This window comes from Oceanicaulis sp. MMSF_3324, assembly GCF_030733545.1.
GTDB lineage: Bacteria > Pseudomonadota > Alphaproteobacteria > Caulobacterales > Maricaulaceae > Oceanicaulis.
Genome location: NZ_JASHIU010000007.1, coordinates 138,987 through 165,343, shown reverse-complemented (window position 1 = coordinate 165,343; position 26,357 = coordinate 138,987). Strand labels below are relative to the sequence as shown.

Below are 26,357 nucleotides of genomic sequence, written 5' to 3'. Positions count from 1 at the left end.
CTACACTCACAATGCCGTTTCCTGGATCGGCACGGACACGACGATCTTCCGCTATGAAGAGCTGCTGCATCACGTCAAGAACCTCGACACGATTGACGCGCACGCCTTCTTCGCACGCCTTCTGAGCGCCTGCGGGCTCGACACCCTGCCTGATGACTGGCGCGAGCGGGTGCGCATCGGCTCGGACCGCGAACAGAGCGGCACGGCGCGCGAGAATCTCGCCAACATGACCATGCGCTTTCCCGATGAACTCAGCCCGACGCAAAAGGCGCTGGTCGATTACGCCGCGCCCGGGCTCCGCGCCATTCTGGGATATGAAAATCGCTAGGCTTTATGCGGGTTGAGCGCTTGCGCACGCGCGCGCCATCGCTTATAAGCCGCGGCTTCACCGGCTGCGGTCCTCTGGTCGCGGTCCGTCTGTCGTTGGTTGACAGGCGGGACCTGAGGAGCCGACGTGAGACCATCCGGCCCTTCGGATGTTGCTCGCGCCGCAGCCCTTCAGAAGGGACGAAAACGTCTAATGAACAAGTACGAGCACGTGTTCATCGCGCGTCCGGATGTGTCTCCGGCGCAGGTGGAATCCGCGATCGAAGAGCTCAAGGCTCTGATCGAGGAAAAAGGCGGCAAGGTGCACAAGACCGAATACTGGGGTCTGCGCACGCTCGCCTACCGTATGAACAAGAACCGTAAGGGCCATTACGGCTATCTCGACATGGAAGCGGGCAACGAGGTGCTTGACGCCCTCGATTATCGTCAGCGCTTCGCCGACGACATCATGCGCTACATGACCTGCCGCGTCGACGAGCTGAACGAAGAGCCGAGCGCTGTGCTTCGCAAAGGCGAAGATCGCAAGCGTCGCGAACGTCGCTAGAGGAGCCCGGATCAATGGCTGAACTTTCCATCTCCAACGTGCCTGCCCGCCGCGCTTTCCAGCGTCGCCGCAAGGTCTGCCCGTTCTCCGGCGAAAACGCGCCGAAGATCGATTACAAGGACATCAAGCTGCTTCAGCGCTACATGTCCGAACGCGGCAAAATCGTGCCGTCTCGCATCACCGCCGTGTCGGCCAAGAAGCAGCGTGAACTCGCTCGCGCCATCAAGCGCGCCCGCGTTCTGGCTCTTCTGCCGTACGCCGTGGACTAAGGGAGCTCAAGACCATGCAAGTTGTTCTGCTTGAACGAGTCGACAAGCTCGGCGCCATCGGCGACGTGGTGACGGTGAAGCCGGGCTACGCCCGCAACTTCCTGCTGCCGCAATCCAAAGCGCTGCGCGCCACCAAAGCCAACATGGAACGCTTCGAACGCGAGCGTGAAGTGATCGAGAAGCTCAACGCCGAGCGCGCCGAAAAGGCTCGCGAGGAAGGCTCTCACCTGGACGGCGCGACCTTCGTGCTGATCCGCCAGGCGTCTGAATCCGGCCAGCTGTACGGTTCGGTGTCCACCCGTGACATCGCCGAAGCAGCCACCACCCCGGAATTCAACGTCTCCCGCGGCATGGTGGACCTGAACACCGCCATCAAGACCCTGGGCCTGCACGAAGTGCGCCTGGTGCTGCACGCTGATGTGGACGTTATCGTCACCATCAACGTCGCCCGCACCGAGGACGAGGCCGAGCGTCAGGCGGCTGGCGAAGACGTCATCCAGGCGGCCGCTGATGAAGACCGCGCGCTGGCTGAAGCCCAGGCCGTCGAACTCGCTGAGTCCGGCGTCGAAGGCGATGACGATGATTACGAGATCTCTTCCGAGGCCTCTGAAGAGACCGAAGAAACCGAAAGCTAAGGCTTTCGATCTTCCGATCAGATGGCGGGCGGCTCTCATCGAGGGCCGCCCGTTTTCGTTTGGGCTATGCGGCAACGGGATCGGGCCAGCGGATCAGCCAACGATGGGTCCACAGCGCCACGAAAAAATTGGAGGTGAGACCGAGCAGCGAGAGGGAGGTTATCTCAAGAAGCCCCCAGTCAAACTGAATTAGGCCTGTCAGCAAGAGTATCGCCAGCCAGAGCCCCGACCAAAAGGCAGAGAATAGCATCGATGAAAAGGCATAACGGCGTGGATGCTTGAATAACCGATAAAGCAAGTAGCTCAGCATCGAGATCAAAAACCATCCACTGAGAATGACAATGTTACCCCAGATCATGAAGGCACTTAACACCATCCACAAAAGGGATTGATTTTCAGCGGCATACATATCCGTCGAATTGTTCAACACAAGAAATGGAAACGTCAGGACGGAAATTCCAATCCACTCCGCGATCCGTTGGACCGCATAAAGCTTCCAGAAATCAAATTTCATAGCGCGCCCCACAACTCGCCTCTGAGGTGAGCCTCGTTCTGGCATGATCCGGATCAGGGCGCTACGTCCCGCATCAAACCTGCGCGCATTTAACCCAAGGCCGGAGCCCCGCCATGACCGATCGCATTCGCCTCGCCCATTGCGGGGACATGGCTGGCCTGGGCCGGCTCTGGCACGACGCGGTGCACGCTGGCGCGGTCGGCGCCTATGATGCGGCGCAGTTAAAGGCCTGGTCCCCTGCCCCCAAAAGCGCGGCGGTCATGACCGAGCGTCTGTCCGGGCAGATCGTACTGGTCGGTGAGGATGATGAGGGGCTGGCCGGGTTTTTCACCCTGACGCCTGAAGGCGAGCTCGACATGGCCTATGTGCGGCCCGACCGCAAAGGCGACGGTCTGGCGGCGAGGCTCCATCAGGCGATCCTGGACGAAGCGCGCAAGCGCAGCCTGTCCACCCTCACCGTGAACGCCAGCCATATCGCGCGGAAATTCTTTGCCAAACACGGCTGGGTGCTGGTGCAGACCCAGACCGTGCGCCCCAATGGCGTGGAGATGCAGAACCACCGCATGGTGCTGCATCTGAAGGCGGACTAGCCGGAGACGCGGACGCGCGACGCGACCCTTTTGTGGGCCAGCCAGGCGACGCCGAACACCGCCCCCAGACACACAGCCAGATACGCATAAAGCGCGGGCGGGTATTCGCTGAGCGGACGCAGGACCGGCATCCAGATCAAAAGCCAGATCAGCGCCCCGCCCGTCATCGCCAAAGCGTATTCGATTGCGCGATCGAGAAGGCGAAAGGCAAACAGGCCAAGCGTCGAGGCCAGAACCCAGCCGCTGAACACCATCAAACCGGCCCAGAGCCCCGCCACGCCCAGAACGACCGACGCCCAGTCAGAGCGCTCGACCCCGAACATATCCCCGCCCAGGAAGATGGCGATGACGCCCAGAACCGACGCTGACAACCATTCACCCAGGCGCTGAAGGCCATACAGTTTGAGAAAGCCGCGTTTCACCTCATCCCCCCGATCTGACGCGTTCAAGCCTAGACCAGACCGGGGGGAATACAGTGTGACAGATTGCACCTAGCTGCGGTCAGCCCGCAGGCGTTCGATGCGCAATTCCACCCGGCGGATCTCCATCAACAGACGGTTGGTCTCCATCTTGGGCGCGAGCGTGCTTTTGAAGATGGCCGCGAAGACCAGCAGCACTACCGCAGGCATTCCCCAGTGGAGCGCAGTCATCACGGTCCCGGCCTGGTAGAATTTCACCGCGCAGAACGCCCCGGCAATGAACATCAGCGCCTGAGCGATCATGATGGTCCAGTGCACCCAGGCGGTGCGCCCGGTGAACAGGCTCATGGCCTGGGCGAAATAGCCCGGCTCGAGATCGAGCTGGGGCGAGTGGCCGTCAGCCTCTCGCAGGCTGTCTTCAATCATGCGGTCGAGATCACTCATCGGATCCTCCTTCGAGCTGCGCGGCGATCTTGCGGCGCGCATGCATGAGACGGGTCTTGATCGTGCCCGTCGGGACGTCGAGCGCGGCGGCGATCTCCGCCACGGTCAAACCTTGGATGTGATAGAGCCAGAGCGCGGCGTGCTGTTCGGTCGGCAAGTCGCGCATCGCCTCGCGAATGCGCACGGCGTCCACGGACCGATCCATGTCCGGCGTTTCGGGTGGTGGTTCGGCCTGCGCCTCCGCTTTCAGGCGCCGACCGGACTGACGTTGCCGGATCAGGCGCGCACAGCGGCGCTGGACGATGCGAAAGGCGAAGGCCGGAAAAGCGTCCACATCGCGAAGACGCGGCAAATCCTTGAGGATTTCGACCCAGGCGTCCTGCACCGCCTCTTCCACGCCATCCGCATCCCCGATCAGGCGCCAGGCGAAGGCGGACAGGCGCGGCGTCCAGCGTCCCGCCAGCGCGCCAAGCGCCCGACGATCGCCGGTCCGGGCGGAGGCGACCAGATAGCCGTCCAGCGCGCGTTCAAGATCCTGGCTCATACGGTGTCCTTTCATTCAGGACACAAGGTGCGCGCCTGCGCAGATCGGGTTCATTGACATGGTTTGTTTTTCCCAGCACATCCCCCTCCCCGCACCTCACACCGGCTTTTGGTTTGTTCCGGCGCGATTTTCAGACTTGTCCACAGACGCCTGTGGAAGACCGGGAATCGCTCCCCGGAAACTTCAAGACGTGTATTGCACGACCGACCGGGTTAAGGATGGCAGACCATGACCGCAGAATCCTACGACCACACACCCGCACCGCTCGAGACCACCACGTCTCCGCCCCATAATATCGAGGCGGAACAGGCGCTTCTGGGCGCTTTGCTGTTTGATAACGAGGTGTATCACCGGGTCGGCGACTGGCTGAAGCCGGACCATTTCTATGATCCGCTGCATGGTCGCATCTATGAAGCGGCGAGCCAGCTGATCATCTCTGGCGCGCTTGCGGACGCCGTGGTGCTCAAGACCCGGTTCGAACGCGATCCGGGCATGAAGGAAGTGGGCGGCGCGGTCTATCTCGCCGACCTGATGCGCGAAGCCCCCGAACCGGCTTCGGCGGGCGAATATGGCCGTCTGATCTATGACCTCGCCATGCGGCGCGAGCTGATCCGCTTTGGCGACGAAGTCTCTCACGCCGCCAATGTGCCCGAACCGGACGACAGCGCCGAAGACATCCTGCAAAGCGCCGAGCGACGCCTGTTCGCGCTGGCCGAACAGGGCGGCACCTCCAAGGCGCTCGAACCATTCCATCTGGCGGTGCACAAATCGCTCGAGATCGCCTCGGCCGCCTATAAGCGTGGCGGCGGTCTGTCGGGCATCTCCTCGGGTCTGAACTCACTGGACGCCAAGATGGGCGGCCTGCACCCGTCCGACCTGATCATCCTCGCTGGTCGTCCGTCCATGGGCAAGACGGCGCTCGCCACCAACATCGCCTTCTCGGTGGCGCGGAACTATCAGGCCGAGGAACAGCCCGATGGCACGCGCAAGACCACGAGTGGCGGCATTGTCGCCTTCTTCTCGCTGGAGATGTCGTCCGACCAGCTCGCCACCCGTCTGGTGGCCGACTATACCGGGATTTCGGGCTATCTGATCCGTCAGGGCAAGATCGACGCCGCCCAGTTCGAGGACATTCGTGACGGCGTGCACGAGATCGCCGGCATCCCGCTTTACATCGATGACACCGGTGGTCTGCCCATCGGCTCGCTGATGGCGCGCTGTCGCCGCCTGAAGCGCACGGTCGGTCTTGATCTTGTGGTGGTCGACTACCTGCAGCTTGTGACCGGCTCGAAAAGCTCGGGCGAGAACCGGGTGCAGGAAATCTCCGAAGTCACCCAGGCGCTCAAGGCGCTCGCCAAGGAGCTGGCGGTGCCCGTGATCGCGCTCTCCCAGCTGTCGCGTCAGGTGGAAAACCGCGAGGACAAGAAGCCTCAGCTCTCTGACTTGCGGGAATCGGGCTCGATCGAGCAGGACGCCGACGTGGTGCTCTTTGTGTACCGTGAAAGCTATTATCTCGAGCGCCTGGAGCCCAAGGAAGGCACTGAGCAGCACCTGGCCTGGGAAGACGAAATGCGTGAGATCCGCAACCAGGCCGATGTGATCATCGGCAAGCAGCGTCACGGTCCCATCGGCTCGGTCAAAGTGGCGTTCGATCCGGACCGCACCAAATTCTCCGATCTTGATATTACGGGTCGTCAGGACTTCGACTAGCGCCCCTGCGCTGTGCGCGAGCGCTTGCAGCTGGCGGCGAGGACGGCCACATAGAGACGCATATGTCTGTTCTCGCGACCCCTTCCGTCGAAAACACGCGTTCCCGTCTGGTCGTCGACCTGGACGCGATTACGCGTAACTACAAGCTGCTGCAGAAACAGACCCCGTCCGCCGAGACCAGCGCCGTCGTCAAGGCCAATGCCTATGGTCTGGGCGCTGACGCAGTGGCCCGCCGCCTGGCCAAGGAAGGCGCGCGGACCTTCTTTGTGGCGACGGTCGAGGAAGGGGCGAGCGTACGCGAAGCGCTTGGCGACCCGCTGCCCGACATCTGGGTTCTGAACGGCTATCGCGCCAAGGACCGCCCGCTCTATATCAAGCATCGGCTGGGGCCCGTGCTGAACCAGCCCGGCGAGACCAACCAGTTCCGCGCCGCCCCCACAGGGCCGTGCGCCGTTCATATCGACACCGGAATGGCGCGTCTGGGCTATGGAGCGGGCGACATCAGCGGGCTGCTGAATGCTCTGCAGAACCTCGATGTGTCCCTGATCATGAGTCATCTGGCCTGCGCCGAGGAGACCGCATCGACCCAGAATGTGCGCCAACTCGAACGCTTTACGGCCCTGACCAACGCCCTGCCCGAAACGCGGCTGAGCCTGTCCAATACCGGCGGCGTCCTTTTGGGCGAGCGCTATCATTTCGACCTGACCCGTCCCGGCATCGGACTTTACGGCGCCACGGCGGACCTGAACGCCGACAATCCGTTTGAACCTGTCGTGAGCTTGCAGGCGCCGATCATCCAGCTTCGCGAAATCGACGCCGGCGACACCGTGGGTTATGGCGCAACCTATGTGGCCCATTCGCCACGCCTCGTCGCGACTGTCGCCGCTGGCTATGCCGATGGCTTGCCGCGCGCGCTTTCCGGGGCAGGATGCGCCCGTATCGCTGGCCTGCGCGCGCCCGTGCTGGGCCGGATCAGCATGGATCTGACCATTATCGACGTGACCGGGCTGGAACAAGAAATCGCCAAAGGCGCCGTACCGGAGTTTTTCGGGCCTGACCTGTATCAGGCGGCGGCGCTGGACGGCACATTGCCGTATGAAATCCTGACCGGGCTCAGCGTCCGGGCGGAGCGCATCTACAAGGGAGCGACATGAACCCGTTACGCGCCATCGGAGCCGGCCTTATCGCGCTATTGCGCTCTGCCGGCGCTGTCGCCCTGTTCGCTGGCCAGACCCTGGCTGCGCTCGTGCGTCCGCCCTATTTCGCCGGCCAGCTGGCCCAGCAGATCTTCAAGATCGGCTTTCTCTCCCTGCCCGTGGTGGGGCTGACCGCCCTGTTCACCGGCGCCGCACTGGCGCTCAATATCTATACGGGCGGCTCGCGCTTTAACGCCGAGAGCTTCGTGCCCAATATCGTCGCCATGGGCATTGTGCGCGAGCTGGGCCCTGTGATCGCCTCGCTCATGCTGGCGGGCCGGGTCTCTTCGGGCATTGCGGCCGAAATCGGCGCCATGCGCGCAACCGAACAGATCGACGCGCTTCACACCCTTGCCACCGACCCGATGCGTTACCTGATCGCGCCGCGCGTGCTCGCGGGCGTGCTGGTCCTTCCGGTGCTGGTGGCCACCGCCGACATCATCGGCATCTATGGCGGCTTCCTGGTCAGCGTGCACACGCTCGACTTCAACCCGACCATCTATGTACGCAACACTTGGGACTTCCTGTCGGACTGGGACATCATCTCGGGCCTGATCAAGGCGGCGGTGTTCGGCTTCATCCTCACATTGATGGGCTGTTATCACGGCTTTTACGCCCAGGGCGGCGCCCAGGGCGTGGGCCGGGCCGCCACCAACGCCGTCGTCGCCGCAGCCGTGCTCATCTTCGCCGCCAATTTCCTGCTCACCTCCCTGTTTGTGTGATTGTCATGACCGAGCGCGTCAAAATCGCCTGGAAGAACGTCACGGTGGGCTTTGACGGCCGCAAACCCGTGCTCAACGGCCTGGACCTGGAAGCCTATGAAGGTCGGTCCCTGGTGGTCATCGGCGGGTCCGGCACCGGCAAATCGGTGACCCTGAAAACCGCGCTCGGCCTGATCCGTCCGCAAAAGGGCTGTGTGGAGATTGACGGCAAGCCTGTCCGCCCCGGCCATGAAGACGATCCCGGCGTCGCCCAGATCGGCATGCTGTTCCAGTCAGGCGCCCTGTTTGACTCTTTGCCCATCTGGAAAAACGTCGCCTTCCGTCTGCTGCATGCCGAGCATATCAGCGAGGATGAAGCGCGCACGCGGGCGCTGGAAGCGCTCGATCAGGTCGATCTTGACGCCCATGTGGCCGATCAGCGTCCGGGCTCGCTGTCCGGCGGCATGCTCAAGCGGGCGGCGCTGGCCCGCGCCATCGTCGCGCGGCCGAAAATCCTGTTCTTTGACGAGCCCACCACCGGTCTTGATCCGGTAACGGCGGATGTCATCAACAAGCTGATCGTTCGCCAGGTGAAAAACCTGGGCGCCACTGCCGTCTCCATCACCCACGACATGGTGTCGATGCATCACATCGCCGATGATGTCGCCATGGTGAAGGACGGCCAGATCCTGTGGCGCGGCAGTCTGGATGGCGTAGACAGCTGCGCCAATGACGAGGTGTGCCGGTTTGTCCGGGGCGAGAGCTCGGAAGACTAGGGGTCTGGCTGACACGTGCGAAGCCGAATCATCCGCATTGCGCTATAGTTCGCCCTCGCCCGCCGCAAGGAGCCCGCATGGCCCGTTCCGACACCGTTTATGTCTGCCAGTCCTGTGGCGGCGTGCACGCCAAATGGGCGGGCCGGTGTGACGCCTGTGGATCCTGGAACACGTTGCAGGAAGAAAGCGGCGCCAGCGCGCCCCTGGGCTCGAACGCCAAGGCGCCCAGCCGCTCCACGCGTCGCTCGCGGCTTGAGCTGGTGGATCTGGGCAGCGCCACCGAAGACCCCAAACGGTTTGAAACCGGGCTTGTCGAACTTGATCGCGTTGCGGGCGGCGGTCTGGTGCCCGGCTCGGCCGTGCTGGTCGGCGGCGACCCCGGCATCGGCAAATCCACCCTGCTCCTGCAAGCGGTCGCCCAGCTGGCCAAGGCCGGCGCCAAGGCGGTCTATGTCTCAGGCGAGGAAGCAGCCGACCAGGTGCGCCGCCGCGCCCGGCGTCTGGGCCTGGCGGACGCGCCTGTCGCGCTGGCGGCGGAAACGAGCCTTGAGGTCATCCTTGATGGCCTGAAGAAAGAAACGCCCGACATAGCCATCATCGACTCGGTTCAGACCCTGTGGTCGGACCAGCTCGCCGCCGCCCCCGGCACCGTGGCCCAGGTCCGCGCCTGCGCGCAGGAGCTGGTGCGGTTCGCCAAGAAAAAGAACACCACCATCATCCTCGTCGGCCATGTCACCAAGGATGGTCAGATCGCGGGCCCGCGCGTGGTCGAGCACATGGTCGACGCCGTCTTGTATTTCGAGGGCGAGCGCAGCCACCAGTTCCGCATCCTGCGCGCGGTCAAGAACCGCTTCGGCCCGACCGACGAGATCGGCGTGTTTGAAATGGCCGACGCCGGTCTGCAGGAAGTGGCGAACCCGTCCGCACTGTTTCTTGATGGGCGAGGCGAAGCCGCATCCGGCGCAGCGGTTTTCGCTGGCATGGAAGGCACGCGTCCGGTTCTGACGGAAATTCAGGCGCTTGTCGCGCCCGCCGCGTTCGGCACGCCGCGACGTGCGGTTGTGGGCTGGGATTCGGGCCGCCTCGCCATGGTGCTGGCGGTGCTGGAAGCGAGATGCGGTCTTGGATTCGGCGGACGTGACGTTTATTTGAACGTCGCAGGCGGGTTGAAGATCAACGAACCCGCAGCGGATTTGGCGGTGGCGGCAGCCTTGATTTCTTCTTTCCTCGATACCCCCCTGCCCGCAGAGGGCGTGGCGTTCGGCGAGATTTCGCTGTCTGGAGATGTGCGCCCGGTGGGCCGCGCCGATGCGCGCCTGAAAGAAGCCGCAAAGCTGGGATTTAACCGCGCGCTCGCCCCCGAGGGCGTTGAAGGCGCGGGCATGCAGGTGGACACCGTCTCCACCGTACAGGCGCTTGTGCGCCGATTGGGCCAGGACGCCATTTAAGGCGCAAACCGGAGGGACGACGATGAACGCAGCGCTAGCCGGTTTTGACATCCTCGCCCTTCTCATCCTCTTTGCGTCCGGGATCATGGCGCTGACACGCGGCTTTGTGCGCGAAGCGCTCACCGTGACCGCGCTGGTCGCCGCCGCGCTCGCCGCGCTGTGGACGCGGCCCGTATTCGCCCCCCTGATGCACTCGGTGATCGGATCGGCGCTCTTCGCCAACCTGATCTCAATGGGTGTGGTGTTCCTGTTGGTCTATCTGGCCGTGAGCTTTGTCACCGGCCCGCTGACGCACAATGTGAAACAGGGCGAGGACGTCCCGGTTCTGGACCGCGCCCTCGGCTTTGTCTTCGGTCTGGCGCGCGGGCTCGTGCTGCTGGGCCTTCTGGTTCTGGTGTTCAAGAACACCCTGCCCGGCGCCACGCCAAACTGGCTGACGGGCTCACGCGTGTATCCGCTGGCGGAGTCCAGCGCGAACCTGCTTCAATCGCTGGCTCCCGAGACCAGCTGGGTCAAAGGCAAGACGCCTGCAGACCAACCGCAAGAGAGCGTTGACGAAGACCCGATCGGTCGGCTTATCGAACGCACAAACGAGGACGAGGACGGATGAGCTTCCCCAGCCTGACCTATGATCCCGCCACCGACCGCCCGCAGGAAGAATGCGGCGTGTTCGGCGTGCGTCGTGTGGCCGATGCGTCGGTCCTGGCCGCTTTCGGACTGCACGCCCTGCAGCACCGCGGACAGGAAGCGTGCGGCATTACCAGCTATGACCGCAACAAGGGCCGGTTCACCACCGAGCGCCATCTGGGGCTGGTGGGCGAGCACTTCACCGAACCCAAGCGCTTGGAGCGCCTGACCGGCGACATGGCGATCGGGCATGTGCGCTATTCCACCTCGGGCGGGTCGAGCATGCGCAATGTTCAACCGCTTTACGCCGATGTGCGCGGCGGCGGCATCGCCCTCGCCCATAACGGCAATCTGACCAATGCCCGCTTGCTGCGCGAGGAACTGGTCGCCGGCGGCGCCATCTTCCAGTCCACCTCGGATTCCGAAGTCATCCTGCAGCTCGCCGCCCGCTCCAAGCAGCCTGATTCCGTTGAGCGCCTGATCTCGGCCTTCACCCAGATCGAAGGCGCGTTCGCTCTGGTGGCGATGACCAATGACCTGCTGATCGGCGCGCGGGACCCTCTGGGCATTCGTCCGCTGGTGATGGGCGAGCTTGATGGCGCGACCATTTTTGCGTCCGAAACCTGTGCGCTGGACATGATCGGCGCGCGCTATATCCGCGATATCGAGCCCGGCGAAGTGGTCATTGTGTCCGATGAAGGCATCGAGACCCGCCGCTACGCCCCGGCTCGTCCGGCGCGGACCTGTGCGTTCGAATACATCTATTTCGCCCGGCCCGATTCCGTCATCGACGGCATCTCCGTCTATGAAGCGCGCAAGCGCATGGGCATCCGACTGGCCCAGGAAGCGCCCGCCGACATAGATGTTGTGGTGCCGGTACCCGATTCGGGCATGGCCGCCGCGCTCGGCTTTTCAGAAGAGATCGGCAAGCCGTTCGATCTGGGCATCATCCGCGCCCACTTCGCCGGCCGGACCTTCATTCAGCCCACCCAGGCCAAACGCGATCTGGGCGTCCGGCGCAAGCACTCGGCGAACGCCTCGGTGTTGCGCGGCAAGAAGGTGCTGCTGGTGGACGATTCCATCGTGCGCGGCACCACGTCCAAGAAGATCGTCCGCATGGTGCGCGAAGCCGGCGCCACGGAAGTGCATTTCCGCTCCGCCTGCCCGCCGATCACCCATCCCGACTTCTACGGCATCGACATGCCGATGCGCGAAGAGCTGATGGCCGCCAGCCTGAACCCTGAAAAGATGGGTGAGATGCTGGAATGCGACTCGCTGGGCTTCCTCTCTGTCGAAGGCCTGTACTGGGCCGTTCACGGCGAAGCGCGCAATGCCGAGCGCCCGCAGCTCGCGGACCATTATTTCACCGGGGATTACCCCACTCGCCTTGTGGACCACGATCGCGCTGCGTCCTCCAAGGAAGAGCAACTCTCACTTCTGGTTGACGCATGACCGATACGAAACCGCTTGCAGGCCGCGTGGCGCTGGTGACCGGCGCCTCGCGCGGGCTGGGCTACGCTATTGCATTGAAACTGGCTGAAGCCGGGGCCGAGGTGATCGCCACCGCCCGCACCCAGGCCGGCCTGGAAGAGCTTGATGACGCCATCAAGGCGATGGGCGGCAAGGCCACCCTTGTCCCGCTCGATCTCAATTCCCAGGACGGCATTGAAAAGCTCGCCGAAGCGGTGGCCAATCGCTGGAAGAAGCTCGACATCATGGTCGCCAATGCCGGCGTGCTGGGCGTGCTGACGCCCGCCGCCCAGATCCAGTCCAAGGTCTGGAACGAAGTGCTGGCCACCAACCTCATTGCGCCCGCGCGCATGATCCGCGCGTTCGAGAACCTGCTGAAGGCCTCAGACGCCGGTCGCGCCGTCTTCATGACCTCCGGCGTGGGCAGCCAGCGCGCCAAGGCCTACTGGGCCGCCTATGGCGCGTCCAAGGCCGGTCTCGACAATCTGGTGCAATCTTGGGCAGAGGAACTTCAAGATACACCCCTGCGGGCCAATCTGCTCAATCCGGGCGCGACCCGCACCCGCATGCGCGCCAAGGCGGCGCCGGGTGAAGACCCTGAAACCCTGCCCACGCCCGACGAAATCGCTCCGAAAGTGGTGGAGCTGTGCCTGCCGTCAGAAACCCGCAATGGCGAGATCATCAGCGCGCAGGGCTAGGACGCCCCGACAGACCGAGACGAAGAAGGCGGCCCGAAGGCCGCCTTTTTTTATTTGTCCTTGGCGTAGGGGTTTTTCTGCCCCTTTACGATCAGGCGGATCGGCACGCCGGGCAATTCAAATGCCTCACGCAGGCCATTGATCAGATAGCGCTTGTAGCTGTCGGGCAGATGCGAGGCTCGGCTCGCCATCAGCACGAAAGTCGGCGGCCGCGCCTTGGTCTGGCTCAGATAGCGCGGTTTCACGCGGCGCCCGTCCACAGCGGGCGGTGGGTGACGCTGGACCATCTCCGCCAGCCAGTCATTGAGATCGCGGGTTTTCACCTTCACGTCCCAGTTCTTGTGCAGCGCGGTGACCGACGGCATGATCTTCTCAAGCCCGCGACCGGAAATCGAGGAGATCGGGATTAGGGGCGCGCCCTTGATCTGCGGCAGAAGGCGCTCGAACTCCTCACGCAGTTCCACCAGCTTGGCCTGCTTATCCTCGATCAGATCCCATTTGGTGATCAGCACCACGAGGCCCCGCCCCTCGGTGACCACACGGTCGGCGATCGTCAGGTCCTGCTTCTCGAACGGACGTTCGGCGTCGACCAGCAACAGCACGATCTCGGCGAACTTGATGGCGCGCAGCGTATCGGCGGCGCTCATGCGCTCTAGCCGATCATCCACCTTGCCGCGCTTGCGCAATCCTGCGGTGTCGTGCAGGCGCACGCGCTGGCCATCCCATTCCCATTCCACCGCAATGGCGTCCCGGGTCAGGCCCGCTTCCGGCCCGGTGATCAGGCGGTCTTCCCCGATCAGGGCGTTGATCAACGTGGATTTACCCACATTCGGGCGACCGGCGACGGCGAGGCGCAGAGGCGGATCTTCTTCGTCCGCGTCCTCGCCCAGGCCGTCGGCCTCCAGCTCGGCGCGGATGCGGTCCTGGGCGGCCTCGATGGCGTCGGTCAGGCGGGCGTAAAGATCGCCCATGCCTTCGCCATGGGCGGCGGACACCGGCACGGGTTCGCCCATGCCCAGCTTCCATGCTTCCATGGCGCCGTATTCGCCCTTGGCGCCTTCGCACTTGTTGACGGCGAGAATGACCGGCTTGTCGGATTTGCGCAGCACTTCGGCGAAGCGCTCATCCATGGCGGTGATGCCTTCGCGGCCATCAATCAGGAAGACACAGACATCCGCTTCATCCAGCGCGGCCTCGGTCTGGGCGCGCATGCGCGCCTCGATCCCGGCCTTGTCGTCTTCATAACCGGCGGTATCCACAAGACGCAGTTCGAGGTCGCCAATACGGCCACGCGCTTCACGCCGGTCGCGCGTCACGCCCGGACGGTCGTCCACGATCGCCAGCGGCTTGCCAGCGAGGCGGTTGAACAGCGTGGACTTGCCCACATTGGGCCGTCCTACGATAGCGAGGGCAGGCAGGGTCGATTTCAATTACCGGGCTCCAGAGCCCCCTGAAATCAGCGTAGCGCGATCAGGCGGCCTTCATCGGTCAGCACAAGCACCGTTTCATCTGCGATCACAGGCGCAATGTAAACCGAATCTCCCAGATCGCGATCACCCATCCGCTCCCCGGTAGCCGGGTCATGGAGGACGAGATCGCCTTCCGAGGAGGCCAGAACCAGCCGGTCGCCGGCCAGGATCGGCCCCGCCCAGGAAATACGGTTCTTGCGCTTGCGCTCATTGCGGAACTGCTGGAGCTGGGTCAGCCAGCGCACATCGCCGGTCGTGCGATCGATCGCCACCAGTTCCGCGTTCACTGACACCAGGAACAGATAGTCCCCTGCGATTGCAGGCGCATTCAGTCCGCCAGCCGGTTGTTCCCAGACCCGTTCGCCCGTGCGGATGTCAAACGCCGCCATGGAGCCCGAATGGCTCATGGCGTAGACCGCATCCCCCAGAATGACCGGGCTGGCGGCGATATCATTGATGGTGGAAAGCGGGGTCAGCCCGCCCGCGCGTGTCAGGGAATCCGACCACAGAACGGTACCGTTCTGGGCCCGCAAGGCGACAATCTCGCCCGAAGAATACGGCGCGATGACCACATCGCCCAGCACGGCCGGGCTCGGCGCGGTCAGAATGCGTGCGGTTTCGGCGATGGACCGGTGCGACCACAGCACGTCGCCATTGCTGGCGTCGAGCGCCAGAAGCTCGTTGTCATCGGTGGAGACGAACACCCGGCCATCCACGACCGTCGGCGCGGAATGGAAGGGCGTCAGCGAATGCGCGCGCCAGATCTCGTCCCCGGTCGCCGCGTCGAGCGCGACAAAGAACCCGCCGCCCGAATGGGCGTAGATGCGGCCATTGTCGAACGACAGACCGCCGCCAAAGGTCAGCACCCGATCGCCGCCGCGGAAAAACGGCAGGAAACCATCGCCTTCGGCTTCGTGCAGGGACGGGTCATCAAGCCGGGTTTGCCAGACTTCGTCGCCATCCGACAGCTCGAGCGCAGACACGCGCCCTTCCGCATCAATCACATAGGCGACACCATCAGAAATAACCGGACGCGCATTGATCCGCGCATTGCGGCTGGAGCCTGCGCCGATGCGCTCGCGCCAGACCACGTTCAGATCACCGGTCGCCTGGGTGTGCTGCATGGCGTGGGTCGGATAGCCGTCCGCTTGCGGCCAAGCCGTGTTCACATAGGCCCGCGGCAAGGTGGCGACGCCCGCCTCGCCCACTTGCAGCGTATCGCTCAGCTCCAGAACCGAGCGACGCTCGGATTCGGGCGGCGCATTGGGATCATCGGTTTCCTCACCCTGGAACGGGTTCAGATTGCTCAGGCGTTCGCCGGCGCCACAGCCCGTCAGGACTAGGCTGGCGGCCAGACACGCGAAAAGCGGCAGGGTGCGAGACACGGTCACTGCCCGTCCTCCTCTAGCTGAGCGGGCTCGGCCGCGGCATCCACCGGGGCTTGCTCCGACATTTCGGCGCTGGCTTCCGGTGCGGGCGCATTCTGGTTGAGATAGGACTGGGCCTGCATGACGCGCTGGCTCATGCCCTCCGGCAGGTCGAGCGCGATCGACAGCAGCTGGTAGCGCTGGCGCGCCTCATCCCAGCGTTCATCGCGCAGGGCGGCGGCCGCCATCAGCTCTCGCGCCAGAAGACCGACCGGCGCAGCGCCATCCGTCAGCGGCTCAAGCCGGTTGGCGATGTCATCGTAAGACAGGGACTCGAACTGGGCGAGCGCGGCCTGATAGCGTGCCAGGTCCCGGATCAACGGCTCGGGGCTGAGCTCGGCCGCCCGATTGAACAGCCGGGCCGCCTCTTCGGCTTCGCCCTGAGACAGGGCTATATCCGCGCGCCGCATCAGAGCCAGCGTTTCATAGCCGCGTGGGGCGGAGTCGATCAGGGTCTGAAACTGGCTGTCCGCTTGCGCCAGATTGCCGGCCTCGTACAGCTCAGCCGCCGCCTGGTACTGGTCCGACGCTGCATCGGCGCGATTCTTGGACGACCATTCCATGAACTGGTAGGCGCCCACGCCGAGCACGATCGCCGCCGCTGCGCCGCCGACCCACGGCCCCCATTTCTTGAGAAGGGCGTTGTACCGTTCCTGGCGCAGCTCTTCTTCAACTTCGTCGAAAACGTCGACCACTGGGGGCGCTCCACTTGTTTATAAAATTCAGTGGGCCGGACCCTAGCCGCGTGCTTCGCAACGAGCAATACGCGCTTGCGGTATCAGCGCTTCTTCGCGCTGTAGACATGCTCGGGTCCTGGAAAGGCACGACTGCGCACATCCATAGCATAGGCCTTGAAGGCCGCGTCGGCATTTTCGCGCAAGCTTCCGTATTTCTTGACGAATTTCGGTGTCCAGTCGAACAGGCCCAGCATGTCCTGCATGACCAGCACCTGACCATCACACGCTGAAGATGCGCCAATGCCAATCGTGGGCGCGGACACCGCTTCGGTCACTTCACGAGCGACATCTTCGGCGACGCCCTCGACCACCATGGCGAAAGCCCCAGCCGCATCCATGGCGCGCGCTTCTTCAAGCACCTTGGCGCGGCTGTCCGCATCGCGTCCCTTGGCCTTGAAGCCGCCATCCGCCAGCGCCGCCTGGGGACGCAGCCCCACATGGGCGACCACCGGAACCGCACGCTCGACAAGATATTGTACGGTTTCAGCCATCTGCACGCTGGTTTCGAGCTTGACCGCGCCGGCCCCGGTCTCCTGCAGCACCCGCACGCAGTTGGCGAAGGCCTGCTCCTTGGATTGCTCATAACTGCCAAACGGCATGTCCACCACGACCAGCGCCTGCTTCGAGCCGCGCATCACCGCCTGGCCGTGCAGGATCATCATCTCGAGCGTGACCGAAATGGTGTTGGGCAGGCCATGGACAACCATGCCCACCGAATCGCCGACCAGGATCAGATCGGTGTGCGGATCCATCACCGACGCCATGGGCGCGTCGTAAGCGGTCAGGGACACGATGGGCTCTCCGCCCTTGCGGGCGCGAATGTCCGGCGGCGTCAGACGTTTGACGGTAGCTTGTGTTTGAGCGGACATGACGGCGTCTCCCTAGATCGTCAGAGAGGCGCAGCCTATCGCGCTTTCGCAGGCGCACAAGTCAGCCTGTTTCACTGTCGTGTGTCCGGATCAGATCGCGCTGCGCATGCCCGGCAGAACCCAGGCGAACCCCAGCGCCATCACACCGAACAAGGCCGTGACGATCGCTTCGGGGCCAAAGAAACCCAGCGCCTGGCCGAGCACGCCATTGACCTGATCGGCCGGGATCAGCCCCACCAGGTTTTCCAGCTGGGTGCCCGCCACCGCCGAGCCCGTGGCGCCGGCGCCGCCGAGCGCCAGAAACCGCATGCGATCGGGATTGGCGAGTCGCTTGTTGACCTGCTCGACAAAGACCGGATCCTCCTGAGGCGGCGCGACCTCGGCGAACATCGCCGAAAGCTCCGCGTCAAAGGCGTCATCATTCATGGGATCAAGATCGTCCGTCATGCCGCCGCCTCCTTCCGTTCGAACCAGGCCTTGAGTTTGGCCTTGCCGCGATTCACATGGCTCTTCACCGTGCCCAGGGGAAGCCCTGTGACTTCCGCCGCGTCAGAATGCGACAGCCCTGACGCATAACACAAGATCACACAGGTGCGCTCTTCCTCGCCCAGCGTGGCGAGGCCGCGATCCAGATCCACCCGGGCGCCGCCATCGGCGGGCGCCTGGTGGGTCTCCATGGGTTGGGCCTTGAGCTTTTCCATCGTCTTGTCGATCGCCTTGCGCTTGCGCGCGCTCATCAAAAACTCGGTATAGGCGATCCGGCACAGCCAGGCCTTGAACGTCCCTGCCCCGGTATAGGCGGACATCTTGTTATAGGCCTTGATGAACGTTTCCTGCGCCAGATCGTCGGCGAGGGCGGCGTTGCGGCACAGGCGCATCAGCACGGCGCGCACAGCGGACTGGTGGCGGGAGACCAGAGAGGAAAACGCCCTCTGATCCTTGCCCGCGATCACCATCGCAATCAGTTCGCCGTCACTGGGCGTCATGCCCTGCACTCCTCGTCGTCAGACCGGTTCAGTCCTGGTCTTTTTTCTTCGAGAACAGACCAAAGAGGATCAGCACAATGCCGATGAAGCCCGGGAAGGCTGCAATTGCGGTCATGATAGACAGAATGTCCTCATCAGGCTCCATGCCGCTGACGGCAAAGCCCAATACGATCAGAGCCGCCGCCACAGCCAGCAGGATTGAACCCGATTTCAGATCGCCGCCCTTGGGCTTTTCCTGAACGCCCAACGCCTTGATGGTTTCCGGCTTGAGTTCCTGACCCGAGCGGATCGCTTCCTGGACCGTGGCCAGAACCGCTTTGCGACGCGATGCGGACCCTGCGACATTGATGGCGACAATCGCCACCACCATCCCGAACAGGCCCAGCGGCACCAGAATATCTTCCATGATCAACCTCCAGAATGAGGACGCTGTGTTCGCGTCCGATACCGCTTAGATGCCGGGTGCGGCGCGATTGGATGCAAACTCTACGACAGCAACGCCAAAAAGCTGCATGTGGAAATACGCAATGAGAGCCGCCGAGAGCAAACCGAGCAGGATTGCGGTCAGATCCGCCCACAAAACGCCCGGCCGCGCGAAGTGCCCGCCGGACCAATAGCCCTCGACCAGCAAGATCAGCGACCAGCCGGCGAACGCGCCGAACAGGATGATCGAGGCCAGCTCGCCATTGGCCATAAGGTGAGACCCCGACCACAGGAACACGCCCAGCGTCATCGGGTGACGGGTGACAGAGCGGATATGGCTGGGCAGATAGGTTGCGAAAATCAGCACCAGGGAGATCGGCACGGCGATCAGCGCCACGGTGCGGGTCCAGGCGGGCGGCCACCAGATCGTCACCGACGGGTGAGCCAGGATCTGACCATAAATAATAAGCGTCAGGCCGATCGTGCTGATGACGGAATAGAATATCGCGAAAAGCGCTTCACCGGTCACCTTGACCATAAGCGCCTTGATCCCCAGGACCCGTGTCAGATGCACCCCGATAAAGATCACGAGGCCCGTGATTAGCACGCCCATAAGCCGCCCTCCCCTTGAGCGCGAGAAGTCTAAACCGACTCTCTTCTCGCTGGCGAGTGGGCTTGGCCATGTGCGGCGTCTGGTCAGATTGAAGCGCGCCCGTGCAGCTTTATTTTCATGGCCGAGGAGGCCCCATGTCGGATCTGTTGCGTTTCCTGTTGCGTCACGCCGTGCTGGGCATGGCGATGGGGATTGCGTTCACTGCCGTGATCCTGGTGCTGGACATCGGCCAGATCCGCAGCCTGACGGAAGGCGACGCCACCGGAACAGGGGTGCGTCTTCTTCTCGCCTTCTTCATCGGGTCTACCTTCGCCAGTCTTCAGATGGGAATCGCCGTCATGTACGCACCGCCGGGCGGTGATGACGACGACCGGGGGGCTGGCGAAGACTGACCGCCTTTCCCATCTGTCCAATTCGTAATGCGCACGCGCTGTGTGGACGGTTTCGCTCGCGCGGGCCTGTCGCCTATGGTGTGCGCCAATTGACTCTGTATCCTTTGGGAGGGGATTTCATGCGTTCTCTGCTTCTCGCCGCCGCCAGCGGCCTTGCACTCGCCGCCTGCAGCCAGCCGGCGGACACCTCTGCAGACACCGAGACCACCGCATCACAGGCCGGCGACGCCCAGATGCAGGACATGGCCGCATCCGCCGAAGCGGAAACCAGCAACCCGCTGGTCGCCGAATGGTCCGGCCCCTATGGCGGCGTGCCCGCCTTTGACCAGATGGATCTCGATCATCTGCGCGAAGCGCTTGAAATCGGCATGGAGCGCAGCCGCGCCGAGATCAACGAGATCGCCAACAATCCCGAGCCTCCGACGTTCGAGAACACCATTGTGGCCATGGAGCGCGCTGGCGACACGCTGGACCGCGTCTTTGTCTATTACGGCATCTGGTCGTCGAACATGAGCTCGCCGGAATTCCGGGAAATCCAGCGCGAAATGGCGCCGGTCCTGTCGGCTTTCTTTTCCGAGACCACTCAGAACGAAGCGCTGTTCGCCCGCATTCAGGCGGTCCATGACAGCGACGAGATGGACACGCTGCGTCCCGATCAGCAGCGCCTGGTCCAACTGACCTATGACGGCTTCGCCCGCAATGGCGCGACCCTTGAGGGCGCCGAGGCCGAGCGTTACGCCGAAATTCAGGCGCGCCTGGCCGAGCTGCACACCCGTTTCGCCAACAATGTGCTGGCGGACGAGGAAAACTATGTCACCTATCTGAGCGAAGACGAGCTCTCGGGCCTGCCGGACAGCTTCATCACCGCCGCGGCCAACCTGGCCGCCGAGCGGGGCCGCGAGGGCGAGTACGCCGTGCTCAACACCCGCTCTTCCATGGATCCGTTCCTGACCTATTCAGACGAGCGTGATCTGCGCGAGGAAGTCTGGCGCACCTATTACAATCGCGGCGACAATGCCGACGAGTACGACAACAACGCCATCATCGCCGAGATCCTGCAGCTGCGCGACGAGCGCGTGGGGCTTCTGGGCTATGACAATTACGCCCAATGGCGTCTCGAGAACCGCATGGCCGGCAATCCGGAGAATGCGCTCGAGCTGATGGAGACGGTCTGGCCGGCCGCCATCGCCCGCGTCGAGGAAGAAGTCGCCCAGATGCAGGCGCTGGCCGATGAGCGCGGCGACGACATCACGATCGAGCCCTGGGACTATCGCTACTACATGGAAAAGGTGCGTCAGGCCGAATACGACCTGAACTCCGAAGAAGTGAAGCAGTACTTCAACATCGAGAACCTGCGCGAAGCCATGTTCTTCGTGTCGGGCGAGCTGTTCGGCTTCGCGTTTGAAGAGATCACCGACGGCTCGGTGCCGGTCTTCCATCCCGATGTCCGCGTCTGGGAAGTCACGGACAACGAAAGCGGCGAGCATATCGGCCTGTGGTATCTTGACCCCTATGCCCGTCAGGGCAAGCGCTCGGGCGCCTGGGCGACCAGCTATCGCGGTCACACCACCTTTGACGGTGAAGAAACTGTGCTGTCGTCCAACAACTCCAACTTCATCAAGGGTGCGCCCGGCGAACCGGTGCTGATCAGCTTTGATGACGCGACGACCTTCTTCCACGAAATGGGTCACGCCCTGCACGCCCTGTCCTCCAACGTCGCCTATCCGACACTGAATGGTGGCGTTCGCGACTACACCGAGTTCCAGTCCCAGCTGCTGGAGCGTTGGGTGCTGACCGAGCCGGTCATCGAGAACTATCTGCGCCACGCCGAAACCGGCGAGCCGATGCCGGATGATCTGGTGGCCCGCATCCGCGCCGCCTCCACCTTCAACCAGGGCTTCGCGACCACCGAATACCTGGCCTCCGCACTGGTGGACATGTACCTGCACACCGCCGATCCCGAAGGTCTTGATCCCGATGCGTTCGAGCGTGAAACGCTGGAGCGTCTGGGCATGCCTGAAGAGCTGCCGATGCGTCACCGCACCCCGCACTTTGGGCACATCTTCTCCGGTGAAGGCTATTCGGCTGGTTATTACGGCTATATGTGGGCTGACGTTCTGACCTCGGACGCCACCGAAGCCTTCATGGAAGCCCCGGGCGGCTTCTATGACGCTGAGATGGCGGAACGTATGGTCCAGTATCTGTTCGCGCCACGCAATTCGGTCGATCCGGCGGAAGCGTATCGCGAGTTCCGCGGCCGCGACGCCACGGTCGAGCCGCTGATGCGCGACCGCGGCTTCCCGGTGCCGGGTGAAGAGGAAGACGGCGAATAAGCCGACCTCAGTGCGACAAGACAAGGCGGGCGGCTCATCGAGCCGCCCGTTTTGCATTCAAAGCCCGAGCATCGTCAGGATCAGGGCCGTCCAATAGAGCCCGGCTCCGAAAATCAGATGCGTCAGGACCGTCTGCACACGCGCCATCCAGGGCGCAGGCGTCAGCGATGCGAAGGCGCCCCGGCCCAGCGCGGGCTGCAGGATCACAAAGGGCGCTAGCGACGTCACCGCGCCATAGACGAGCGCTGGCCCCGGATCGGGGCTGAACCGCCAGCTTTCGCCCACTAACACCAGGAACACCGCGGCGTAGAATACGCCGATCCCATAGTGCAGCGTCCAGCCAATCCAACGCTCTAGGGCTGTCAGCGGCGCGCCCTGCCCGGGGCTCACACTGACCCGCCCTGCGGGCACGCCCGCCAGCCATCGCGCAAGCCAGCCATAATCGAGCATGGGCGCGCCAGTCAGCCTCCACCGCGCCACAGCCCAGCCATCCATGATCAGGCTTGCGCCCAGCCCCAGGACCACACTGTCGATGAACAGACCCGACATCAGCTACACGCGCTTTCTGGCGCCTCGGCGCTGATCACCCAGCAGCTCGCCGTAAAGCAGATGCGATCCTCAACGACATACGGGGCGTAAGCCTGGCGCAGACAGTCCAGCAAGGCCGTCTGAAGCGCCGGTTCGAGCTCCTGATATACCAGCCCCACCGCGCCCAGCCGCGTCATGTACAGCTCCAGGGCGCTGGCGGCGAAACAGGCAGGAAAGTCCACCGGCTCGAACGTGATAGTGCGCCAGCCAGCGTGAGCCAGCAGAGGACGGACCGCATCAGGATCGGCAAAGGCGAAGGGGCCGACCGCTCCATCCTGACGCCGGTTCAGCTCCGGCAGCATGTGCTCGGCGGCGCGCTCGGCCGCAGTCAGAAAGCCGTTCTCCCGCGCGCTGCGCCAGACGACCAGACGCATCGCCCCGCCCGGTCGCGTCGCTCCCAGCAGATTGACGAAGGCCGCGGCCGGGTCCTTGAAGAACATCACACCGAACCGGGAGGTGACGAGATCGAACCGGGCCTGTTCGAACCAATGGGTCTGGGCATCGTCCTGGACGAACTTGGCAGCGACGCCAGAGCGGGCCGCGCGCTGACGTGCCTGCTCGATCAGCGGCGCGGATATATCAACCCCAAGACATTCGCCTGTCGCCTCAGCGATCTGCAAGGTCGTCGCGCCCGCGCCGCAGCCCACGTCGAGCACGCGTCTGGCGCCCAGTTGGACCGCTTGCTGAGCGAGATAACCGGCGATCTCGGAAAACATGTCATCCAGAACGTTCTGGGCTTCGACCCAGGCGCGTCCGGCCGGTCCATTCCAGATCTGCGTCTGGTCCGGGGGGTGAGTGTATCTGCTGGACATGAAAACTCCTGAAAAGAAATTGCGAACAACTCGCAATAGGAGCAAGGTGCCACTTCAAGCGAACTTGAGGTCAAGCCATGCCCGATCTTGATATCAGCCAAGTGGCGCGCCAGACCGGCCTGCCCGCGTCCACCTTGCGCTATTACGAGGAGCGCGGACTGATCCGCGCCATTGGTCGGCGGGGCCTGAAACGTCTGTTTGACCCTTCAATCATTGAACGTCTGGCCCTGATCGCCCTGGGACAGGCGGCCGGTTTCAGCCTGTCCGAAATCGCGGTCATGTTCGGAGAGGCCGATGAGCCGCGTATCGAGCGAGGCAGGCTGTTGGCGAAGGCGGACGAACTCGACCAGACCATCAGGCGGCTCACCGCCATGCGGGACGGGCTGCGCCATGCCGCCGACTGTCCGCATCCGCGGCATATGGACTGTCCGAAATTCCAGCGCATTGTGAATGCGGCGGCGCGTGGCGCACTCTCCCGGGTTCAACCCGCACCGCTCAAACCGCACCCGACGCCCCGTTGATCACGACCCAGATCAGCACGAGCGCCCATTCGGTCATGCGCAGGACGAATGACAGGAACGGCGCCTTGGCGCCGCCCTGCCCGTTTACACGACGCCGCATACCGGATCAGAACCGGCGCATGACGCCAAGAAACAGCCCGGCCGAGCTGTCATCCGCCATGAGCGGGCTGTCGGTGACATCAGAGCTGTAGAAATCCGCTTCCACGCCGCCGATCAAGACGGTCCGCTCGGTCAGTTGATAGCGAGCCTGAAGCCCCAGATTCGGCGTCCAGACCCCGCCCGAGGGCGCGCCAGGCGTCTCGCCGAACTCGTAAACCCGTCCATTCTGGGCCTCATTGCGCCCGATCCCATACAACCAGGTGGACAGGTCCGCATCACTCCAGACCGCGCCAGCGGAGGCTTCAAGCTCCAGCTTCCGCGTGGCGGCCACGCGCCAGCCCATGGCCAGATCCACCGACTGGCCGCCAGACTGATCACTGATATCAACCAGGTATTCCGCGCTGACGCTGAAGGCGCCCTGATCCAGGCTGAGCCGGAAGCCGGCATCCACGCCGACATCGCGGTCGAGATGGTCAAAGAGCTCGGTCTCATCCGGATCGACAAGTGGAATGCGCGGGCTGATGCGGGCATGAAGCTGCACCGCTCCGCCATCCAGAGCCGTCCAGCTCAGCCCGCTCAGATCGATATTGAGGCGTCCCTGCTGGAACACGAACAAGGGCAATCCGCCCAGCGCCACATCATCCTTCGCGCTTTCATACGGATTGGTGACGGCATAAGCGCCCGCGCCAAGCATGAGGACGCGTCCAGGCGCGCGCTCATCAGACTGGGCGGAAGCGGAAGCAGGCAGAGCGACCGCCGCCAGAACAAGGGCGGCGCCCGTCAGGAGTTTTGTCATGACATGTCTCTTATATTGGGGGAGATGACATGTCGGCTCTATCAAGACTGCATCCGGCAAGCGTCCGATCGGGCACGATCAGACCTGTGCGGTGTCCGAACGGGACGGGTCGGACACGGCTCAGCTGTCGCGAAACGCGCTCGGCGGCTGCCCGGTCACCTTCCTGACGGCGAGGTTGAAGGTGGAGCGCGAGTTGAAACCCACATCATAGGCGATCGTCAGCAGGGGGTCAGACGTCCGGGCGATACGCGTCACCGCCTCTTCCACCCGCAAGCGGTTGATATAGTCAAAAAAGCTCACGCCCAGATGGCCATTCAGGCTCTGAGACAGATGGTTGGGACGCACCGCAAGCCGCGACGCCAGCGTGCTCAGCGACAACATGGGATCGCGATAGAGCTTGTCTTTGAGCATGAGGGCTTCGAGCCGCCCCGCGATTTGCGCCTGACGTTCAGCCGATAGCGCAGATCGCGCGTACTTCTCGACTGGCTGCACAGCCTGGGGCGCATCTGACGGATCCTGATAGACCGGCTTCTGCCACAAGCCGTACAACCCCACCGTCACAATCCAGAGCCCCTCCACGAGCGCATCGCCGAGATCGGTGACCGGATTCGAGATCATCGGAACCGGCAGGAAGGTCTTGATCGCACCCCAGCCCCACGCGGCCAGCATCAGCAACAGAACCGCGCGCAGCCAGGACAGGGTCCGGTTCTCGATATTGGAAAAGATGTGCCGAACGGTCTGGAGATTGCGGGTCAGCACCCAGAACGCGACGCCCAGATATCCCAGCGTCAGCAGCAGGAACAGGCCGCTGAACGCCACAACCACGACAAACGCGAGCGGACTTTCAGCCTCGCTCAGCCCGTACACGCTGTGGCGAATGGCGCCGGGCAACACAAAGAAACTCAGGCTCGCGACAAAGGCGGCCAGCGCCGGACCCCAGACAAGAATACTCAGTCGAGCAGGCCAGACCGCCTGGGGCGGGCGCGTCATGTCCAGCACATAGATCAACAGAACCGGCCCATAAAACAGCCGGAAGGGCCACAGGACCCCAACAAGCGCAGGCGCATGCTCGTATAGGCCTGACTGCTCGAACAGCAACTCCAGTCCGGACAGCGCGCTCAGGACCAGAAACGCGGCCAGCGCCTTACGCGCGTGCCGTGGGTGAGTGTTGGTTTCTCGACGGTCCAGCAACCACAGCTGGAGCGCCGCAAACAGCGCGATACCCGCCGCACCGGCTGAAATGAACTGCACCCAGAGCTCGATCATTTCCAAGCCGTCCCGCCATCCAAGAAGGGCCGAAGAGTGGCGGCGATCAGATGGGCTGGCAATCACCGCATTGCAGCCCGCCCGGGAGAATCCGGCCGGGTCCTCGAACCCGGC

General features: G+C 63.5%; 32 protein-coding genes and 1 pseudogene. 16 read left to right on the top strand and 17 right to left on the bottom strand.

Features of this window, described 5'->3' with window-relative positions:
• From RBA95_RS08950 to rplI, 4 genes and pseudogenes are all read left to right on the top strand, one after another.
• A pseudogene (locus RBA95_RS08950) lies at positions 1 to 328 on the top strand (hypothetical protein); the annotation flags it as partial.
• Between the two features lie 192 nt (positions 329 to 520).
• Positions 521 to 871 (top strand): 30S ribosomal protein S6, encoded by a 351-nt coding sequence (gene rpsF, locus RBA95_RS08945; RefSeq protein WP_306016510.1) that lies wholly within the window; start codon positions 521 to 523, stop codon positions 869 to 871.
• A 14-nt stretch (positions 872 to 885) separates the two neighbouring features.
• Positions 886 to 1,140 (top strand): 30S ribosomal protein S18, encoded by a 255-nt coding sequence (rpsR, locus tag RBA95_RS08940; RefSeq protein ID WP_009800445.1) that lies wholly within the window; start codon positions 886 to 888, stop codon positions 1,138 to 1,140.
• A gap of 14 nt (positions 1,141 to 1,154) precedes the next feature.
• Complete coding sequence (gene rplI, locus RBA95_RS08935; protein WP_306016509.1) at positions 1,155 to 1,775, top strand: 50S ribosomal protein L9; 621 nt, start codon at positions 1,155 to 1,157, stop codon at positions 1,773 to 1,775.
• Positions 1,776 to 1,839: 64 nt separating this feature from the next.
• Here rplI and RBA95_RS08930 read toward each other — a convergent pair whose 3' ends face one another.
• Positions 1,840 to 2,289, bottom strand: coding sequence for a hypothetical protein (locus RBA95_RS08930; RefSeq protein ID WP_306016508.1), 450 nt, complete (start codon positions 2,287 to 2,289; stop codon positions 1,840 to 1,842).
• Positions 2,290 to 2,402: 113 nt separating this feature from the next.
• On the opposite strand from RBA95_RS08930, the gene RBA95_RS08925 reads away from it, so the two are divergent.
• Positions 2,403 to 2,879 (top strand): GNAT family N-acetyltransferase, encoded by a 477-nt coding sequence (locus RBA95_RS08925; RefSeq protein ID WP_306016507.1) that lies wholly within the window; start codon positions 2,403 to 2,405, stop codon positions 2,877 to 2,879.
• On the opposite strand, the gene RBA95_RS08920 is transcribed toward RBA95_RS08925, so the two are convergent.
• From RBA95_RS08920 to RBA95_RS08910, 3 genes are all read right to left on the bottom strand, one after another.
• Positions 2,876 to 3,301, bottom strand: coding sequence for a hypothetical protein (locus tag RBA95_RS08920; protein ID WP_306016506.1), 426 nt, complete (start codon positions 3,299 to 3,301; stop codon positions 2,876 to 2,878). The two genes, RBA95_RS08925 and RBA95_RS08920, sit on opposite strands and share 4 nt — an antisense overlap.
• A gap of 69 nt (positions 3,302 to 3,370) precedes the next feature.
• Complete coding sequence (locus RBA95_RS08915; RefSeq protein ID WP_306016505.1) at positions 3,371 to 3,742, bottom strand: DUF6768 family protein; 372 nt, start codon at positions 3,740 to 3,742, stop codon at positions 3,371 to 3,373.
• Positions 3,735 to 4,286 carry an RNA polymerase sigma factor gene (locus tag RBA95_RS08910; protein ID WP_306016504.1) on the bottom strand — a complete coding sequence of 184 codons (552 nt, stop codon included), beginning with the start codon at positions 4,284 to 4,286 and terminating at the stop codon, positions 3,735 to 3,737. The genes RBA95_RS08915 and RBA95_RS08910 overlap by 8 nt, the downstream gene beginning before the upstream one ends.
• A 228-nt stretch (positions 4,287 to 4,514) precedes the next feature.
• Here RBA95_RS08910 and RBA95_RS08905 point away from each other — a divergent pair, with 228 nt between their 5' ends.
• The 8 genes from RBA95_RS08905 to RBA95_RS08870 all read left to right on the top strand — a co-directional run bounded on the left by RBA95_RS08905 (position 4,515) and on the right by RBA95_RS08870 (position 12,912).
• The gene (locus RBA95_RS08905; protein WP_306016503.1) at positions 4,515 to 5,996 is read left to right on the top strand and encodes a replicative DNA helicase; all 1,482 of its coding nucleotides are present in this window, start codon (positions 4,515 to 4,517) and stop codon (positions 5,994 to 5,996) included.
• Between the two features lie 62 nt (positions 5,997 to 6,058).
• Positions 6,059 to 7,150 (top strand): alanine racemase, encoded by a 1,092-nt coding sequence (gene alr, locus RBA95_RS08900; RefSeq protein ID WP_306016502.1) that lies wholly within the window; start codon positions 6,059 to 6,061, stop codon positions 7,148 to 7,150.
• Positions 7,147 to 7,914, top strand: coding sequence for an ABC transporter permease (locus RBA95_RS08895; protein WP_306016501.1), 768 nt, complete (start codon positions 7,147 to 7,149; stop codon positions 7,912 to 7,914). Before alr ends, RBA95_RS08895 begins: the two co-directional genes overlap by 4 nt.
• Positions 7,915 to 7,919: 5 nt before the next feature.
• Positions 7,920 to 8,669: an ABC transporter ATP-binding protein gene (locus RBA95_RS08890; RefSeq protein ID WP_306016500.1), complete on the top strand. Its 750-nt coding sequence runs from the start codon at positions 7,920 to 7,922 to the stop codon at positions 8,667 to 8,669.
• A gap of 77 nt (positions 8,670 to 8,746) precedes the next feature.
• Positions 8,747 to 10,117, top strand: a complete 1,371-nt coding sequence (radA, locus tag RBA95_RS08885; RefSeq protein ID WP_306016499.1) for a DNA repair protein RadA — start codon at positions 8,747 to 8,749, stop codon at positions 10,115 to 10,117.
• A gap of 22 nt (positions 10,118 to 10,139) precedes the next feature.
• Positions 10,140 to 10,727: a CvpA family protein gene (locus RBA95_RS08880; protein ID WP_306016498.1), complete on the top strand. Its 588-nt coding sequence runs from the start codon at positions 10,140 to 10,142 to the stop codon at positions 10,725 to 10,727.
• Positions 10,724 to 12,196, top strand: a complete 1,473-nt coding sequence (gene purF, locus RBA95_RS08875) for an amidophosphoribosyltransferase (RefSeq protein ID WP_306016497.1) — start codon at positions 10,724 to 10,726, stop codon at positions 12,194 to 12,196. Before RBA95_RS08880 ends, purF begins: the two co-directional genes overlap by 4 nt.
• Positions 12,193 to 12,912 carry an SDR family NAD(P)-dependent oxidoreductase gene (locus RBA95_RS08870; RefSeq protein ID WP_306016496.1) on the top strand — a complete coding sequence of 240 codons (720 nt, stop codon included), beginning with the start codon at positions 12,193 to 12,195 and terminating at the stop codon, positions 12,910 to 12,912. The genes purF and RBA95_RS08870 overlap by 4 nt, the downstream gene beginning before the upstream one ends.
• A 50-nt stretch (positions 12,913 to 12,962) precedes the next feature.
• Here the strand turns inward: RBA95_RS08870 and der are convergent, their stop codons facing one another.
• The 8 genes from der to RBA95_RS08830 form a co-directional block, all read right to left on the bottom strand.
• A complete protein-coding gene (gene der, locus RBA95_RS08865; RefSeq protein ID WP_306016495.1) occupies positions 12,963 to 14,342 on the bottom strand; it encodes a ribosome biogenesis GTPase Der in 1,380 nt (459 codons plus the stop codon).
• Positions 14,343 to 14,368: 26 nt separating this feature from the next.
• On the bottom strand, positions 14,369 to 15,772 hold the full coding sequence (locus tag RBA95_RS08860) for a PQQ-binding-like beta-propeller repeat protein (RefSeq protein WP_306016494.1): 1,404 nt from the start codon (positions 15,770 to 15,772) through the stop codon (positions 14,369 to 14,371).
• Entirely contained in the window at positions 15,769 to 16,503 is a 735-nt protein-coding gene (locus RBA95_RS08855; protein WP_306016493.1) for a tetratricopeptide repeat protein, read from the bottom strand. Before RBA95_RS08855 ends, RBA95_RS08860 begins: the two co-directional genes overlap by 4 nt.
• 83 nt (positions 16,504 to 16,586) lie before the next feature.
• Positions 16,587 to 17,414 (bottom strand): 3-methyl-2-oxobutanoate hydroxymethyltransferase, encoded by an 828-nt coding sequence (gene panB, locus RBA95_RS08850; RefSeq protein WP_306016492.1) that lies wholly within the window; start codon positions 17,412 to 17,414, stop codon positions 16,587 to 16,589.
• A gap of 90 nt (positions 17,415 to 17,504) precedes the next feature.
• Complete coding sequence (locus RBA95_RS08845; RefSeq protein ID WP_306016491.1) at positions 17,505 to 17,861, bottom strand: hypothetical protein; 357 nt, start codon at positions 17,859 to 17,861, stop codon at positions 17,505 to 17,507.
• Entirely contained in the window at positions 17,858 to 18,400 is a 543-nt protein-coding gene (locus RBA95_RS08840) for an RNA polymerase sigma factor (protein WP_306016490.1), read from the bottom strand. Before RBA95_RS08840 ends, RBA95_RS08845 begins: the two co-directional genes overlap by 4 nt.
• Positions 18,401 to 18,428: 28 nt before the next feature.
• Positions 18,429 to 18,806 carry a DUF6249 domain-containing protein gene (locus RBA95_RS08835; protein ID WP_306016489.1) on the bottom strand — a complete coding sequence of 126 codons (378 nt, stop codon included), beginning with the start codon at positions 18,804 to 18,806 and terminating at the stop codon, positions 18,429 to 18,431.
• Between the two features lie 45 nt (positions 18,807 to 18,851).
• On the bottom strand, positions 18,852 to 19,436 hold the full coding sequence (locus RBA95_RS08830) for an NnrU family protein (RefSeq protein WP_306016488.1): 585 nt from the start codon (positions 19,434 to 19,436) through the stop codon (positions 18,852 to 18,854).
• Between the two features lie 134 nt (positions 19,437 to 19,570).
• On the opposite strand from RBA95_RS08830, the gene RBA95_RS08825 reads away from it, so the two are divergent.
• Positions 19,571 to 19,828 (top strand): hypothetical protein, encoded by a 258-nt coding sequence (locus tag RBA95_RS08825; protein ID WP_306016487.1) that lies wholly within the window; start codon positions 19,571 to 19,573, stop codon positions 19,826 to 19,828.
• Between the two features lie 119 nt (positions 19,829 to 19,947).
• Entirely contained in the window at positions 19,948 to 22,161 is a 2,214-nt protein-coding gene (locus tag RBA95_RS08820; protein ID WP_306016486.1) for a M3 family metallopeptidase, read from the top strand.
• 57 nt (positions 22,162 to 22,218) lie between these two features.
• On the opposite strand, the gene RBA95_RS08815 is transcribed toward RBA95_RS08820, so the two are convergent.
• Positions 22,219 to 22,710: a DUF2938 family protein gene (locus RBA95_RS08815; RefSeq protein ID WP_306016485.1), complete on the bottom strand. Its 492-nt coding sequence runs from the start codon at positions 22,708 to 22,710 to the stop codon at positions 22,219 to 22,221.
• Positions 22,710 to 23,561 carry a class I SAM-dependent methyltransferase gene (locus RBA95_RS08810; RefSeq protein ID WP_306016484.1) on the bottom strand — a complete coding sequence of 284 codons (852 nt, stop codon included), beginning with the start codon at positions 23,559 to 23,561 and terminating at the stop codon, positions 22,710 to 22,712. Before RBA95_RS08810 ends, RBA95_RS08815 begins: the two co-directional genes overlap by 1 nt.
• A 77-nt stretch (positions 23,562 to 23,638) precedes the next feature.
• Between RBA95_RS08810 and RBA95_RS08805 the strand changes: the two genes are divergently transcribed.
• Positions 23,639 to 24,082, top strand: a complete 444-nt coding sequence (locus tag RBA95_RS08805; RefSeq protein WP_306016483.1) for a helix-turn-helix domain-containing protein — start codon at positions 23,639 to 23,641, stop codon at positions 24,080 to 24,082.
• Here the strand turns inward: RBA95_RS08805 and RBA95_RS08800 are convergent.
• The 3 genes from RBA95_RS08800 to RBA95_RS08790 all read right to left on the bottom strand — a co-directional run bounded on the left by RBA95_RS08800 (position 24,057) and on the right by RBA95_RS08790 (position 26,243).
• A complete protein-coding gene (locus tag RBA95_RS08800) occupies positions 24,057 to 24,182 on the bottom strand; it encodes a hypothetical protein (protein WP_306016482.1) in 126 nt (41 codons plus the stop codon). The genes RBA95_RS08805 and RBA95_RS08800 overlap by 26 nt on opposite strands.
• Before the next feature lie 6 nt (positions 24,183 to 24,188).
• Positions 24,189 to 24,977, bottom strand: a complete 789-nt coding sequence (locus RBA95_RS08795) for a MipA/OmpV family protein (protein ID WP_306016481.1) — start codon at positions 24,975 to 24,977, stop codon at positions 24,189 to 24,191.
• A 120-nt stretch (positions 24,978 to 25,097) separates the two neighbouring features.
• The gene (locus tag RBA95_RS08790; protein WP_306016480.1) at positions 25,098 to 26,243 is read right to left on the bottom strand and encodes an AraC family transcriptional regulator; all 1,146 of its coding nucleotides are present in this window, start codon (positions 26,241 to 26,243) and stop codon (positions 25,098 to 25,100) included.
• Between the last annotated feature and the right edge of the window lie 114 nt (positions 26,244 to 26,357).